This window comes from Mycobacterium sp. E3298, from assembly GCF_001666895.1.
Lineage (GTDB): Bacteria > Actinomycetota > Actinomycetes > Mycobacteriales > Mycobacteriaceae > Mycobacterium.
Window position 1 is genome coordinate 1 of sequence record NZ_LZJB01000513.1, and the last position, 14,355, is coordinate 14,355.

A 14,355-nucleotide genomic window follows, 5' to 3' on the forward strand; every position below is an offset into this window, starting at 1 on the left:
TGCGGGTGCTGGTGATGGGCATGGCGACCAGCGTCCAGTTCTGCTCGTTCCACATGATCTCGGCGGAGTCCGGGGCGGTGTGCGCGAAGGTGACCATGCGGCGGTCGCAGGCCCGCCGGGCGGCGTCCAGGTTGGTGGAGTACACCATCCGCGGGCCGATCGCGCCCAGCAGCCAAATGTCGCTCTCCCGTGGCTCTTTGAGCCCCTTGAGCCGCAGGTCCACCACGACGTTGGTGCCCACCTTGCGGTGCAGCGCGATCACGGTGGCGACTTCCTCGAGGTCGAAGATGTACACCGCCTCGCCGCGGATCTGACCCAGCACGACGTTCTCGGCGGCGATGTCGCCGACCGTCGAGATGACACCGCGCTTCCAGCGCTTGAGGATGTCGGCCGATTCCCGCTCATAGTCGAACCCGTGCGACCGCGCCCAGGATTTGCGGCGCCTGCTGCGTCCGCGGCGTCGATCGAGGTCGACGTACAGCAACACGCCCGCGCCGACGAAGCACAGCGCGGAGAGCGTGAACCAAAGGGGGACCATCCCACACAGGGTATCCGCATTTGCTCCGGAATAAATAAGTCCGGTCGGTCACAACCCAGTCACAGGACCAAACACTCCACTGATGCGCCGAACGTCGACTTGTTGGGCTCTTTCGGATGAAATGCCCACAACAAGTCGACGTTCGAGCAGCATCAGCCCAGGATCAGCGAATCGCCGTCCGGGCTGACGTTCACCGGCACGGTGTCGCCGTCGTGAATGTCACCGGCCAGCAGCAGCTTGGCCAACTGGTCGCCGATGGCCTGCTGCACCAGCCGGCGCAACGGCCGCGCGCCGTACACCGGGTCGAACCCGCGCTGGGCCAGCCACTGCTTGGCCGGCAGCGACACCTCCAGCGTCAGCCGACGCTGCGCCAGCCGCTTCTGCAGCTGGGCCAGCTGGATGTCGACGATCGACACCAGCTCGCCGGGCTCGAGGCCGTGGAAGATGATCACGTCGTCGAGCCGGTTGATGAACTCCGGCTTGAACGCCGAGCGCACCGCGGCCATCACCTGCTCCTCGCTGCCGCCCGACCCGAGGTTGGACGTCAGGATCAGGATGGTGTTGCGGAAGTCGACCGTGCGGCCCTGACCATCCGTCAACCGGCCCTCGTCGAGCACCTGCAGCAGCACGTCGAACACGTCCGGGTGCGCCTTTTCGATCTCGTCGAACAGGATCACCGTGTACGGGCGCCGCCGCACCGCCTCGGTCAGCTGGCCGCCCTGGTCGTAACCGATGTAGCCGGGCGGGGCGCCGACGAGCCGGGCGACCGAGTGCTTCTCGCCGTACTCGCTCATGTCGATGCGGACCATCGCGCGCTCGTCGTCGAACAGGAACTCCGCCAGCGCCTTGGCCAGCTCGGTCTTACCGACACCGGTCGGCCCGAGGAACATGAACGACCCGGTCGGCCGGTTGGGGTCGGCCACCCCGGCCCGGCTGCGACGCACCGCGTCGGACACGGCCGTCACCGCACGCTTCTGGCCGATGACGCGCTTGCCCAGCTCGTCTTCCATGCGCAGCAGCTTGGCGGTCTCGCCCTCGAGCATCCGCCCGGCGGGGATGCCGGTCCACGCCGACACCACCTCCGCGATGTCGTCGGGCCCGACCTCCTCCTTGAGCATCACGTTCTCGCGCGCCTCGGCCTGGGGCAGCGCCGCGTCGAGCTTCTTCTCGACCTCGGGGATGCGCCCGTAGCGCAGTTCGGCGGCCTTGGCCAGATCGCCGTCGCGCTCGGCGCGCTCGGACTCCCCGCGCAACGCCTCCAGCTGCTCCTTGAGCTCGCGGACCACGTCGATCGCGCTCTTCTCGTTCTGCCAGCGGGTGGTGAGCTCGGCCAGCTTCTCCTTCTGGTCGGCCAGCTCGGAGCGCAGCTTCTCCAGCCGCTCCTTGGACGCCTCGTCCTCCTCCTTGGCCAGCGCCATCTCCTCGATCTCGAGGCGGCGCACCAGGCGCTCGACCTCGTCGATTTCGACGGGCCGCGAGTCGATCTCCATCTTCAAGCGCGAGGCGGCCTCGTCGACCAGGTCGATGGCCTTGTCGGGCAGGAAGCGCGCGGTGATGTAGCGGTCGGACAGCGTCGCCGCGGCCACCAGGGCCGAGTCGGTGATGCGCACCCCGTGGTGCACCTCGTAGCGGTCCTTCAGGCCGCGCAGGATGCCGACGGTGTCCTCCACCGACGGCTCGCCGACCAGCACCTGCTGGAAGCGCCGCTCCAGGGCGGCGTCCTTCTCGATGTACTTGCGGTACTCGTCGAGCGTGGTGGCGCCGACCAGCCGCAGCTCGCCGCGGGCCAGCATCGGCTTGATCATGTTGCCGGCGTCCATCGCGCCCTCGCCGGTCGCGCCCGCGCCGACGATCGTGTGCAGCTCGTCGATGAACGTGATGATCTGGCCGGCGGAGTTCTTGATGTCGTCGAGGACGGCCTTGAGCCGCTCCTCGAATTCGCCGCGGTACTTGGCGCCGGCCACCATCGAGCCCAGGTCCAGGCTGATGACGGTCTTGTCGCGCAGGCTCTCCGGTACGTCGCCGGCCACGATGCGCTGGGCCAGGCCCTCCACGATCGCGGTCTTGCCGACGCCGGGCTCGCCGATCAGCACGGGGTTGTTCTTGGTGCGCCGGCTCAGCACCTGCACGACGCGGCGGATCTCGTTGTCGCGCCCGATGACCGGGTCGAGCTTGCCCTCGCGGGCGCGCGCGGTCAGGTCGGTCGAGTACTTCTCCAGCGCCTGGTAGGTGGCCTCCGGCTCGGGGCTGGTGACGCGGGCGCTACCGCGCACCTTGACGAAGCCGTCGCGCAGCGCCTGCGGCGACGCGCCGTGGCCGGTCAGCAGCTTGGCCACGTCGGAATCTCCCGTGGCCAGGCCGACCAGCAGGTGCTCGGTGGAGACGTACTCGTCGTCCATCTCGGTCGCCAGCTGCTGCGCGGTGGTGATGGCGGCCAGCGATTCGCGCGACAGCTGGGGCTGCGAGCTGGCGCCGCTGGCCTGCGGCAGCCGCTCGACCAGGCGCTCGGCCTCGGCGCGGATGGTCGCGGGCTGGACGCCGACAGCCTCCAGCAGCGGCCCCGCGATCCCGTCGGCCTGCGTCAGCAGGGCCATCAGCAGGTGCGCGGGCCGGATCTCGGGGTTACCGGCGGCCGAGGCCGCCTGGAGCGCCGAGGTCAGCGCCGCTTGCGTCTTGGTTGTCGGGTTGAAAGAGTCCACGACGCCTCCGTTCGGTACGTAGGGAAAATGCTTGTCGCGATGTTCAACGTCGTCAAGGTTGAGTGTGTTCCGCTCAACTCTAACGAGTTTTGAGCACTACGGTGCACCGGGTACCCGGGTAACGATGACGCAGACAGAACCACACCAGGAGCGGACCGATGGGCGCCGCGCCTTCAGGCTTGCCATCGTGGTCGGCGGACTCGCGCTGGCGGGGCTGGCCGTCGCCGGATTCCGCACCGACCTGGGTGCCGACGGCCCGTCGGCCACCGTCCCCGAGGCCGGAACGTTGCAGGTCAACGGGACGGGCACGACGAAGACCGTCCGCTGCCACGGCGGCTACCTCTCGGTCAGCGGTCAGACCAACACTGTCACCGTCACCGGCCACTGCACCAGCGTCAGCGTCTCCGGCCACGGCAACCGCGTCGCGGTCGACAGCACGGACGCGGTGAGCACCTCCGGAACCGGCAACGCGGTGACGTACCACTGGGGTTCACCCAACGTCGCCAACGCCGGGGCGGCCAACACCGTCAAGCAGGGCTGAGCCCGGGTCACGGGCGATAGGCCGCCGGCAGGTCGAGTTCGTCCGCGTCGCCGGTGAGATAGCGCTGCACGCTCGGCGCGATCAGCGCGACGACCTCGTCGGTGCGCAGCTCGGCAAGCGGCCCCACCCGCATCACGTAGCGGAACAACGCGGTGCCCACCAGGTTGGTCCCCGCCAGGTTGGCCCGCAGCACCGTGTCGGGCCCCTCGCCCAGGACGCCGGAGATGGCCGCCATCACGTAGCCGCGCATGAACTCGCGGAAGGCCTCGTACGCATCGGAGTTCAGCATCGCCGAGTGCAGCATGGCGACCATGGTCGGGCCGGTTTCCGGCTCTTCCCAGATCCGCAGGTAGGCCCGCACCAACCGCACGCCGACGTCCTCGCGTGGGCCGTCGGTCATCGCGGCGACCAGCACGTCGCCGTCCAGGATCAGCCGCATCGACTCACGGAACAGCTCGGCCTTGGAACCGAACAGGTACAGCACCATCGCGGCGTCCACGTGTGCGTCGTCCGCGATCTGACGCAGCGTCGTCTTCTCGAAACCCTGCGCGGCGAACCGCCGCTTGGCCGCTCGGAGCACCACGTCCTTGGAGACCGGCTCGCCCTGGCGGCGCCCCCTACGTTTCTGGGTGCCTCCGGCGCCGGGCGCTCTTTTCGCGCCCGCGGGGGAAGCGGCAGGTGGCGGCATAGGACGACCGTATCATTTCACTAGTCGTTGAAAATATCGAACACGGCCGTTACGCTGCGAACGTCATATTTCATCTGTTGATGAAAAGGAGGTAGCGCATGATCACGCAGTCGCTTCCCCAGCACGGCCGTCCGGCACACTCCCGTCCGGCGCTGCCACTCTTGCGTGCTACGGGAATCGTCGCGGCGATGACCGTCGCGGTGGCCATCATCTGCGTCGCCTTCGCGCTGCCGGCGGCACGCTCGAAGCCACACCACATTCCGATCGGCCTGGTGGGGCCCGGCCTGGTAACCGGGCTGATCAACAGCCAGCTCGATACCGCCGCTCCGGGCGGCTTCACCGTGACCACCTACCCGGACGAGGCCGCGCTGCGGTCGGCGATCCGCAACCGCGACGGCTACGGCGGCCTGGTGGTCACCCCCAAGGGCCCCACCCTGCTGCTCGCATCCGGGGCGAGCCCGACCGTGGCACAACTGCTGACGCAGATCGGCGACCGCGTCGCGCAACGCACGGGCGCGCCCTTGCGCACCGAAGACCTGGCCCCGCTGCCGGCCGACGACCCGCGCGGCGCAGGCCTGGCCGCATCCGCGCTGCCGATCACCCTGGCCGGAATCCTGCCCGCCATCGTGCTGTTGCTGGCATTTCCGCGCCGACCCTGGCTGAATTTCGCTGTCGCAAGCGCATTTTCGGTCGCGGCCGCGGCGACCGTCGCGGTGTTGCTGCGCTACGTGCTCGGGTCGGTCGATCAAAATTTCTGGGGCGTGGCCGCCGGGCTCACGCTGGGCACATTGGCGATGACGTTGCCGACGCTGGCGCTGGGCACGCTGTTCGGCCGGGTCGGCCTGAGCAGCGCGGTCGCGGTCGCCATGCTGCTGGGCAACCCGCTGTCGGGACTGATGAGCGCCCCGGAGATGTTGCCGTCCGGGTGGGGCGCGCTGGGCCAGCTGCTGCCGCAAGGGGCCAACGCCACGTTGCTGCGATCGACGGCGTTCTTCTCCGGTGCCGGGGCGACCACGGCCGGCGTCGTGCTGTGCTGCTGGGTGGCCGCCGGGGCCGTGCTGATCGGGATTGCCGGCGCGCGCGCGCCTAGAATCGGGCCCCGTGGGGCTCGAGGACACCGACGCGTTGCGGGTGCTGCGCGACGCCTTCGCCCAGGGCGAGGCCGGGCCCGACAACGAGCTGGTCCGGCGGTTCTACACCCAGTGGTTCGGCCTCGACGTCTCGGTGCGCGACCTGTTCCCGCCCGAAATGGGTGATCAGCGCACCGCTTTCGCCCACGCCCTGCGCTGGGTGTACGGCGAACTCGTCGACCAGCAAGCCCAGGAACCGGTGGCCTTCCTCGCCCAGCTCGGCCGGGATCACCGCAAATACGGTGTGCTGCCGCAGCATTACGACACGCTGCGGCAGGCGTTGTTCTCGTCGCTGCGGACTCACCTCGGCGACGCCTGGACCGACGCCGTCGCCGAGGCCGCGACCCAGTCGCTCAACCTGATCACCGGGGTGATGCGGGGCGCGGCCGACGCCGAGGAGGGCCCCGCCTGGTGGGACGGCACGGTGATCGAGCACATGCGGGTGTCCCGCGACCTCGCCGTGGTCCGGCTGCAGCTCGACCGCCCGATGGACTATCACGCCGGCCAGTACGTCAACGCCCACGTCCCGCAGTGCCCGCGGCGCTGGCGCTACCTGTCCCCCGCCATCCCGGCGGACCCGGGCGGCGGCATCGAGTTCCACGTCCGCGTGGTGCCCGGCGGCCTGGTCAGCACCGCCATCGTCAACGAGACGCGGCCAGGCGACCGGTGGCGGCTGTCCAGCCCGCACGGCGGCCTGCGGGTGGACCGGGACGGCGGCGACGTGCTGATGGTCGCCGGCAGCACCGGCCTGGCGCCCCTGCGCGCGCTGATCATGGACCTCAGCCGATACGCCGTGAACCCGCGCGTGCACCTGTTCTTCGGCGCCCGCTACCGCTGCGAGCTCTACGACCTGCCGACCCTGTGGCAGGTGGCATCGCACAACCCGTGGCTGTCGGTCTCGCCGGTATCCGAATACAGCGCCGACCCGGCGTGGGCCGCCGACTATCCCGACTGCACGCCGCCACGCGGACTGCATGTGCGCCAAACCGGCCGGCTCCCCGACGTGGTGACCAAGTACGGCGGGTGGGGCGACCGGCAGATCCTGATCTGCGGCGGGCCGGCGATGGTGCGGGCCACCAAAGCCGCGCTGATCGCCAAAGGCGCTCCGCCTGAACACATTCAGCACGACCCACTGTGGAGGTAGGCATGCGCGTCGTCACCCTGCGCGACCAGGCATCGGCGCTGACCGCCGAGTTCGTGCCCGGGGCGGGCATGATCGGAACCTCGCTCAGCGACGCCGGCGTGGAGCTGTTGGGGCAACGGCGCGGGCTGGACGCCTATGTGGCCAATGGCAAGACGATGGGGATCCCGATCCTGTATCCCTGGGCAAACCGCCTGGGCGCCAACAGCTATACCGCGCAAGGCGTGACGACGACGCTGACACCGGGCGACAACGGGGTTCGCGCCGATCCCAACGGCCTGCCGATCCACGGCGTGCTCGCCGCCTACCCGGGCTGGCGGGTGACGGCGGAGTCGGCCGACGAATTGGTGGCCGAGTTGGACTTCGCCGCCGATCCGCGATTGCTGGCCAGCTTTCCCTACCCGCATGTGCTGACGGTGGCGGTGCGGCTGGCCGAGCGGACACTGACGGTGCGCACCACGGTGACCGCCACCGGCGACCGCGCCGTCCCGCTGTGCTTCGGCTTTCACCCCTACCTGCAGCTGCCCGACATCCCGCGCGCCGAGTGGGTGATCGAGGCCCCGCCGCTGCGACACCTGCTCCTCGACGACGTTGGGCTGCCCACCGGCGAATCCGAACCTCAGCCGGCCCTCTCGGAATCCTTGGGAGACAAGGCTTTCGACGATGCCTACGACGAGGTGCCCGACGGCGCGGTGTTCGCGGTCTCCGGCGGCGGCCGCCGCATCGAGGTGCGCTTCGAAAGCGGGTATCCGGCCACGCAGATCTTCGCGCCCACCGGCGACGACCCCGCGACGCGGATCGTCTGCTTCGAGCCGATGACCGCGCCGACCGACGCGCTGCGCCGCGGCGGCTACCGCTGCGCGCGGCCGGGCGAGCCCGCGGTCTCCCAATTCTCGATTCACGCATAGGGATTCGCCATGTCCGACCCGACCCACCCCCAAATCGGGAGGATGACCGAGCACTTCCAGGCGGTCATAGCGCTTCTCGACGAACAGGTCCGTCGGATGCAACGGGTGGCGATCGTGGTCAGCGACCAGACCGGCACGGTCGAGGTGACCATGAACGGCCACCTGCGCCTGACCGGCCTGGTCATCGATCCCGACATACTGGCCCTGGGCGCCCAGGAGGTGACCAGGCGAATCAACGAAGCAATCGGCGAGGCAACTGAATTCGCCGACGAGTGGGCGGACGAGGACATTGTCGACCTGGAGACCCGGGTCGCCGACGCGCTGGCGAAGCTCAGGGACCTGCCGCCGCCGACGTAGCGCTCACGCGACCCAGACGCGGCGCTCCGCCCGGTGAGCGGACGGCGTCTCCAGCGCCAACCGGCCCGCCGCGTCCAGCGTGTAGGGGAAGATCAATCCGATCGCCACGCCCTCGCGGTGCTCGGCGGTGAGCTCGATGCCGTCCCGGTGCTGTTCGGTCAGCGTCACGTTCACCGCCACCACTGCGGCGCGCAGCGAGTCCTTCACCTCGATGAGCCCGCGCCACTGGGCGGCGAGCTGCTCGGCCACCCGTAGATCCCGGCCGCGCGGGTAGTTCGGCTGGACGGCCTGGCGCTGACCCTGAGCGGACACGGCCAGCGCGAACGGCAGGAACTCGCCCGCCGCGGCGATACGCTCGGCCGCGAAGGTGACCGCGGCGTCGACCAGGCCGTCCAGGTCGGCCTGCGCCAGCTCCGTCACTGTGTCGCGCCAACCCATGCGCCGAGGGTAGCCTGCTCACCATGGGGGCCAACGAGCTGCGCGTCTACTGTGCCGAGCTGACCCGCGCATCCAGGGACACCACCGGCGCGGCGGACGAGATCGAGGGCCTGCGGCGCAAATTGGGAACGCAGATGGGCGACCTTGGCCGCACCTGGACGGGTCAGGCGGCCACGGCATACCTCAAAGTCTGGTCGGACATCGACGAAGAATGCGAAGCCATGCTCGCCGACCTGCGCTGGATCGGGGAATCGCTGTCGGCGGCCGCCAATGCCTACGCGCAGATGGAAACCAACGGGGCCAACGCCTTTCGAGCCCTCGAACCCCCGGGGGTGTAATCATGGCCCGACGCACCGTCAACGAGGACGAACTGGTGGACGCGGCCGACGCGATGCGCCAGTTCTGCCTCGTGATGAAGGACCGACTGTCCGAGGTGGCCAAGGATCTGCAAGGCCTGCAGGGCACGTGGGAGGGCGTGGGGTTCGACGTCTTTCTCGAGCGGGTGCAGCACTGGCAGCGCTGGGCGGACGAGGCGAGCGAGCAGGTGTTCGACATGCACCTCAACGCGCACATCGCGCACCGCAACTACACCCACAACGCCGAGGTCAACACCGCGATGTGGGGCGGATAGCGGCCGGCGTATTGGTCGGGCTGTTCGGCGGCCCGTATTCCGGCGGAATCTCGCCGACCCGTAGGCTTTTCGGAAACGGATCGGGCAACGCCGCAAGCTGGCCGCGGTCCGTGGGCTCCTCGGTGGCGGCGAAAAGCGCCCCCTCGTCGTAGAACGTGGTGCCCTCGGACGGCAGATATTCGCGGACGATCGAAAGGTACTCGGTGCCGAACCAGATCCACCAGATCGGGTGGGACGGTAGACCGAGTATCCCGTCCGCCCCGCGCAACAGGCCGCTGACGTCCTTGTTGACGTCGGTCGGCCCGGAGAGCTTGTGGTTGCGCAGCACCTCGCCGGTAGCCAGCACGCTGCCGCGCCGGCGGGCGAACTCGACGAAGAACCGGCGCACGGAGTTTCGCCAGCGCGGGTCGTCCAGCGGCTCGGCCACAATCCACAGAGTGTCGACGCAGACACCGCCCCACTCTTTCGGGAAGAGCCCGCCCTCGAGGCAGGGGAACGTCGCCTTGAACCGCGCCACATCGGAATAGACGTCCACGAACCGGGCGTCACCGTCGCGGTCTAGTCGGTAACGCAGCGGGTCCGATTCGCCGAAGCGGCGCGGAAGGGCCTCGGGGAGGAGCTTTCTCGCGAGTTCGAGCCAGAGCGTCGGGGCGTTGGGCGCCGACACCGGCGAGTACCAATCAAGCTTGAGGACTCGGATCAACTCGCTGTTGGGTCGGCTGGCCTTGCGAGCCCCTCGGGCACCGAGGATGTCCTCGGTCTGTTCGTCGACCGCCACTCCCCCCGCGGCGACGGCCAACGCCTTGGCGAACCGCCGCGCCGGCCGGACCTCGGCCGGGTCGCTGCCCTCCACGCTGATCTGCCAGCTGATGGCCGGCTCGAGAAGGTAGGGCACGACGTCGTCGGGCACGTCCTCGGGCTCGATCTCGTGGGGCCCGAACACGGTGAATGCATAGGTGTCGTCTTTGCCGCGCACCACGGTGACCTCACCGTCCCCGCTGTCCCCGATCGACAGCCCGGGGACGGATTCGACGATCGCCTCCAACTCCTCGTCGTCGACGCTGCCGGCCGCGTAGACCGTCAGGTCATACGACATGAGGTGGCCCCTTTCCGGGTGTAAACGCGAAATCCCAGGCTGCCATAGAATCGGTTCGCCGGTGGGAGAGCGGGGCGGGGAGTGACGGACGTCGATCCGGAATTGTTCTACGACGCGGCCGCTGCCTACAAGGAGAACAGCGACCACGCCGCCGCCGCGTTGCGCAAACTCGCCGGCGTCCAGGCAGCCAACGCCGCCGGGACGCACGGGGTCGGCCCGCAGTGGGCGGCGGCCTTCGACACCGCCGCCGACGAGGCCGGCCAGGTCTCCTTCCGGCTGGTCAACGTCTTCGACAACCTCGGTACCCTGTTGCGCCAGGACGGCATCAACCACGACGAGACCGAAGAGGCGTCCACCCTCAACCAGCGCGACGCCTTTGGGGCGCCGATCACGCCGCCGGGCCAGTCCGCCGGAACCTACATCGACGCGGCGGTCGATGTCGGCTCGGTCGCCGGGGGCGGCGATCCGGAACCGCCGCACTGGGACCTGGTGCGTGGTCAGATCACCGACGGCTGGCCCGACGGGCACCCCGACCGGGTGCATGCGGTCGGGTCGGCGTGGGAGACGTTCGGGCACGACCTGGTGCACATCGACGACCAGCCCTCACCAGAGGAGCAGCGGCTCATCGTCGACGTCGAGGCGGCGGAGATCGCGTTCGTCGTCGACCGGCTCAATGAGGCGCGCGTCGTCAGCACCGACATCGCCGGCGCGTGCGGGGACCTGTCGCGCGCGGCCAAGGACTACGGGGACAAGCTCAAATCGGTCAAGGACGACATGGCCTTCGTCGTCCGCAGCCTCGATCTGATCGTCAAGATCCTGGACGGTTATCCGCCGCAACTGCACCTCATCACCGAGGCCATCAAGCGGACGTTCATCGCGACGGCGGTCACCCAGATCAACGGGCTGAACACGGCGCTGCGGACCACGGCCACCACCTCGATGACGGACCTGACGTCGGCCACCACCGCCATGAACGCCGCGTTGCCTACGGTGAAGACGCTGCTCACCCTGGTGCCACGACGGGTGGATCCGACTCCGACGCAACGGGTCAACGATAACCGCCTCAAGGGCCGCCGCGCCGAACAACTCGCCGGCATCGACCAAGACGCCAAGCGACCGATTCGTGTGACCGACCCGCAGACAGGCGCGATCAGAACACGAATTCCGGATGAGATCGATGACCGCAATCACGTGGTGCGCGAGGTGAAGAACGTGCAGAAGCTGGACGCCACGCGGCAGATCCGGGACATGGCACAGTGGGCACGGGACAACGGCTACAAGTTGGTCATCGTGGTGGACAAAGGCCGCACCAACGTCGGCAGCGTGGAGGACACCTTGCGAACGGACTACCCGGGGTTGAACGTGGAGATCGATCAAAGCATCAACCTCTCATGAGATCACCAGGCGACCCCGCTACTTGGCCGGAATCCGAGCAGGCGATGAAACGGGAACTCGACGCCGCAGGCATCCCCGAAGACACAGTCTGGGAATTGGTGAACTCACCCAACGACTATCCGCAGGCGGTGCCAATCGTCGTGGACTGGCTGCAACACCTCGATGAACGCGTTCCTCGTAATGAGGACCGCCGGGCGTGGCGTGCCGGACTGATCCGTAACCTGATCACTAAGCACGCCAAAGGAAACCGCGCCGCCGTAGACGTCCTGTTTGATCAGTTCAACATCGAGCCTCCGCTCAGCAACCTGGAACTCGAAGCCGCCGGCTTCGCGCTGGCCAAAATTTGCGAGCGCTCCGACTTCCCGCGTATCGCCGCCCTGATTCGCTCCGAGCGCGACTTTCCCACCAAATCGCTGCTGGTGGAATGGATCGGCCAAATCAAGACCGAGGAGGCGAAAGAGCTAGCGGTGAGCCAGCTTCCGTATCCGGCCTCCCGCATCCCGGCCATGAAGGCGCTGGTGCGTCAACGCGCTACGGGTGTGCGCGACGCCGTCGCGAAATACCTCGACGACGAGCACGAGATCTTCCGCAAGGAAGCCCGCAAAACCCTCGACAAACTGCCCGAGGACTGAAGGCTAACGGCCTCTGCGCGGCTGCCAGACCACCACGGCGGTGCTCTTGGGCACCACCGCCAGGTCGCGGCGCTGGCCGGCGCGCACCTGCGCCAGCTCCTCGGTCAACTCCTTCACCCGCGCCTGCAAGGCCTCGACCTGGTTGGTCAGCTCGATTATGCGTTTGATGCCGGCCAGGTTGACGCCCTCGTCCTGGGACAGCCGCTGCACCTCACGCAGGAGGTCGACGTCGTGCTCCGAATACCGCCGTCCCCCACCGGAAGTGCGGCGCGGACTGACCAGGCCGAGGCGATCGTAGGTGCGCAGGGTCTGGGCGTGCATGCCGGCCAGCTCGGCGGCCACCGAGATCAGGAACGTCCGGGATTCCTCCCGTGAATTCTTGGCCATCAGCGGTTACCCGCCCATCCCGCTCGCGGGTCGAACCCACTGGCCCGCTCGGCGGCCGCGTACGCCTCCAGCGCCTCCGCCGCGGCGCCCTCGACGTTGGGCGGCACGGCGACCTTGACGGTGACCAGCAGGTCCCCGTTGCCGCCGCTGCGCTTGGGAACGCCCCGACCACGCACCCGCAGGATGCGTCCGTCGGACGTGCCCTTGGGCACCCGCACGCCGACCTTGCCGTCCAGCGTGGGCACCGAAATCGTTGAGCCCAAAGCCAACTCGGCGAAGCTGACGGGGACGGTCACGGTGAGGTCATCACCGTCGCGGCCAAACACGTTGTCCGGCCGCACATGTACCGTCACGTACAGGTCGCCCGACGGGGCCCCGCGCAGGCCCGCCTCGCCCTGCCCGGGCAGCCGGATGCGTTGCCCGTCCTCGACGCCCGGCGGGATCCGCACGTTGATGGTGCGGGTCCGGGTGGTGACCCCGGTGCCCTTGCACTCGTCGCAGGGGTGCTCGATGATCGAGCCGCTGCCCCGGCAATCGGTGCACGGTTCGGAGAAGCCGAACGCGCCCTGGTTGCGGCTGATCACGCCGGAGCCGTTGCAGGTGGGGCACACCTTGGGGCTGGTGCCCGGCCGCGCGCCGCTGCCGTGGCAGTTGGTGCACGGCGCCGGGCTGGTCAGCCGCAACGGCATGGCCACACCCTTGGCGGCCTCGACGAAGTCCAGCTGCGTCTCGGTCTCCAGGTCGTTGCCGCGTCGTGGCCGGCTGGGACGGGCCCCGGCGCCGCGCCCGAACAGGCCGCCGAACAGGTCACCGATGTTGGTTCCGCCGCTGCGGCCGGCGGCATCGAACAAATCGTTGAGGTTGAACTCGGCGCCGTCGCCACCGACGTTGAAGCCACCGAAGCCGCCGGTGTCGAACCGGCGACCGCCGAAACCGCCGCCCGCGAACAGGCGGCGGGTCTCGTCGTACTCCTTGCGCTTCGCCGGATCCGACAACACGTTGTGCGCTTCCGAGACCGCCTTGAATCGCTCGCCGGCGGCCGGATTGTCGGGATTGGCGTCCGGATGCAGGTCGCGCGCCAGCTTCCGGTATGCGCGTTTGATCTCTTCGGGACTGGCGTCAGAGGAGACGCCCAGCTCCTTGTAGAAGTCCTTTTCGACCCATTCACGCTGGGCCATGTCGCGTCACCCCCTTCACCTTTGGAGTTCTGTTGTTGTGCTGATTGTGTGGTCTATTCACCGGATGCGCCGGGGTTATCGCCCGATTCGACCGGCGCGGCCGCCGGAGCGCCCTCGTCGGCCACCGTGTCGATGACCCCGACCAGGGCGTGCCGCAGGACCTGGTCGCCCAGTTTGTAACCCTGCCGCATGACCGTGCCGATCACCGGTTTGGAGCCGTCGCCGCCGTCGCCCTCGTGCTGCACCGCTTCGTGCAACACCGGGTCGAAGTCCTCGCCTTCCTCGCCGAACGCGACCAGGCCCAGCCCGGTCAACGCGCCGGTCAGCTTGTCGGCCACCGACTTCAGCGGGCCGGACTCCAGGTCGCCGTGCTTACGCGCCCGCTCGAGATCGTCGAGCACGCCCAGCAATTGGCTGACGACGCCGGCCTTGGCCCGGTCCGCGGCGGCCTGCTGGTCGCGCAGCGCGCGCTTGCGGTAGTTGGCGAAGTCCGCCTGGACCCGTTGCAGGTCGCCCAAAAGTTCGGCGGCCTTGCCGGCCTCCTCGGGTGATTCACCCGCGAAGTCGCCCGGCGCGGCCTCTCCCGGCTCCGAGCC

The 14,355-nt window shown here is 68.9% G+C and carries 15 protein-coding genes and 2 pseudogenes; 9 read left to right on the forward strand and 8 right to left on the reverse strand.

Features of this window, described 5'->3' with window-relative positions; translation table 11 throughout:
• Positions 1-538 (reverse strand): annotated as a pseudogene (locus A9X05_RS23655) (hypothetical protein); the annotation flags it as partial.
• Between the two features lie 152 nt (positions 539-690).
• On the reverse strand, positions 691-3,237 hold the full coding sequence (clpB, locus tag A9X05_RS23660; protein ID WP_067760055.1) for an ATP-dependent chaperone ClpB: 2,547 nt from the start codon (positions 3,235-3,237) through the stop codon (positions 691-693).
• Positions 3,238-3,361: 124 nt separating this feature from the next.
• Here clpB and A9X05_RS23665 point away from each other — a divergent pair, with 124 nt between their 5' ends.
• Complete coding sequence (locus A9X05_RS23665; RefSeq protein ID WP_082971051.1) at positions 3,362-3,778, forward strand: DUF3060 domain-containing protein; 417 nt, start codon at positions 3,362-3,364, stop codon at positions 3,776-3,778.
• A gap of 7 nt (positions 3,779-3,785) precedes the next feature.
• On the opposite strand, the gene A9X05_RS23670 is transcribed toward A9X05_RS23665, so the two are convergent.
• Positions 3,786-4,466, reverse strand: a complete 681-nt coding sequence (locus A9X05_RS23670) for a TetR family transcriptional regulator (protein WP_082971052.1) — start codon at positions 4,464-4,466, stop codon at positions 3,786-3,788.
• Positions 4,467-4,564: 98 nt separating this feature from the next.
• Here A9X05_RS23670 and A9X05_RS30085 point away from each other — a divergent pair.
• From A9X05_RS30085 to A9X05_RS23685, 4 genes and pseudogenes are all read left to right on the forward strand, one after another.
• Positions 4,565-5,539, forward strand: a pseudogene (locus A9X05_RS30085) (ABC transporter permease); the annotation flags it as partial.
• Positions 5,540-5,567: 28 nt separating this feature from the next.
• Positions 5,568-6,740 carry an FAD-binding oxidoreductase gene (locus A9X05_RS23675; RefSeq protein WP_067784365.1) on the forward strand — a complete coding sequence of 391 codons (1,173 nt, stop codon included), beginning with the start codon at positions 5,568-5,570 and terminating at the stop codon, positions 6,738-6,740.
• Between the two features lie 2 nt (positions 6,741-6,742).
• Positions 6,743-7,645, forward strand: coding sequence for an aldose 1-epimerase (locus A9X05_RS23680; RefSeq protein ID WP_067760040.1), 903 nt, complete (start codon positions 6,743-6,745; stop codon positions 7,643-7,645).
• 9 nt (positions 7,646-7,654) lie between these two features.
• Positions 7,655-8,002 carry a YbaB/EbfC family nucleoid-associated protein gene (locus A9X05_RS23685; protein WP_067760036.1) on the forward strand — a complete coding sequence of 116 codons (348 nt, stop codon included), beginning with the start codon at positions 7,655-7,657 and terminating at the stop codon, positions 8,000-8,002.
• A gap of 3 nt (positions 8,003-8,005) precedes the next feature.
• Here A9X05_RS23685 and A9X05_RS23690 read toward each other — a convergent pair whose 3' ends face one another.
• Positions 8,006-8,440 carry a hypothetical protein gene (locus A9X05_RS23690; protein WP_067760031.1) on the reverse strand — a complete coding sequence of 145 codons (435 nt, stop codon included), beginning with the start codon at positions 8,438-8,440 and terminating at the stop codon, positions 8,006-8,008.
• Positions 8,441-8,463: 23 nt separating this feature from the next.
• On the opposite strand from A9X05_RS23690, the gene A9X05_RS23695 reads away from it, so the two are divergent.
• Together A9X05_RS23695 and A9X05_RS23700 are read left to right on the forward strand one after the other, a co-directional pair.
• A complete protein-coding gene (locus A9X05_RS23695) occupies positions 8,464-8,778 on the forward strand; it encodes a WXG100 family type VII secretion target (RefSeq protein ID WP_067760029.1) in 315 nt (104 codons plus the stop codon).
• Between the two features lie 2 nt (positions 8,779-8,780).
• Positions 8,781-9,071, forward strand: a complete 291-nt coding sequence (locus A9X05_RS23700) for a WXG100 family type VII secretion target (protein WP_067784370.1) — start codon at positions 8,781-8,783, stop codon at positions 9,069-9,071.
• Here A9X05_RS23700 and A9X05_RS23705 read toward each other — a convergent pair.
• Positions 9,046-10,167 carry a hypothetical protein gene (locus tag A9X05_RS23705; RefSeq protein WP_067784373.1) on the reverse strand — a complete coding sequence of 374 codons (1,122 nt, stop codon included), beginning with the start codon at positions 10,165-10,167 and terminating at the stop codon, positions 9,046-9,048. The two genes, A9X05_RS23700 and A9X05_RS23705, sit on opposite strands and share 26 nt — an antisense overlap.
• An 81-nt stretch (positions 10,168-10,248) precedes the next feature.
• On the opposite strand from A9X05_RS23705, the gene A9X05_RS23710 reads away from it, so the two are divergent.
• Together A9X05_RS23710 and A9X05_RS23715 are read left to right on the forward strand one after the other, a co-directional pair.
• A complete protein-coding gene (locus A9X05_RS23710; RefSeq protein WP_067784377.1) occupies positions 10,249-11,562 on the forward strand; it encodes a putative toxin in 1,314 nt (437 codons plus the stop codon).
• A gap of 44 nt (positions 11,563-11,606) precedes the next feature.
• Positions 11,607-12,194 (forward strand): hypothetical protein, encoded by a 588-nt coding sequence (locus tag A9X05_RS23715; RefSeq protein WP_067760014.1) that lies wholly within the window; start codon positions 11,607-11,609, stop codon positions 12,192-12,194.
• Positions 12,195-12,197: 3 nt separating this feature from the next.
• Here A9X05_RS23715 and A9X05_RS23720 read toward each other — a convergent pair whose 3' ends face one another.
• The 3 genes from A9X05_RS23720 to grpE all read right to left on the reverse strand — a co-directional run.
• Complete coding sequence (locus A9X05_RS23720; protein WP_067268708.1) at positions 12,198-12,581, reverse strand: heat shock protein transcriptional repressor HspR; 384 nt, start codon at positions 12,579-12,581, stop codon at positions 12,198-12,200.
• Positions 12,581-13,759, reverse strand: coding sequence for a molecular chaperone DnaJ (gene dnaJ, locus A9X05_RS23725; RefSeq protein WP_067760011.1), 1,179 nt, complete (start codon positions 13,757-13,759; stop codon positions 12,581-12,583). Before dnaJ ends, A9X05_RS23720 begins: the two co-directional genes overlap by 1 nt.
• Positions 13,760-13,812: 53 nt before the next feature.
• Positions 13,813-14,355, reverse strand: a 543-nt coding sequence (gene grpE, locus A9X05_RS23730) for a nucleotide exchange factor GrpE (RefSeq protein ID WP_231978460.1), incomplete at its 5' end; no start/stop codon positions are given.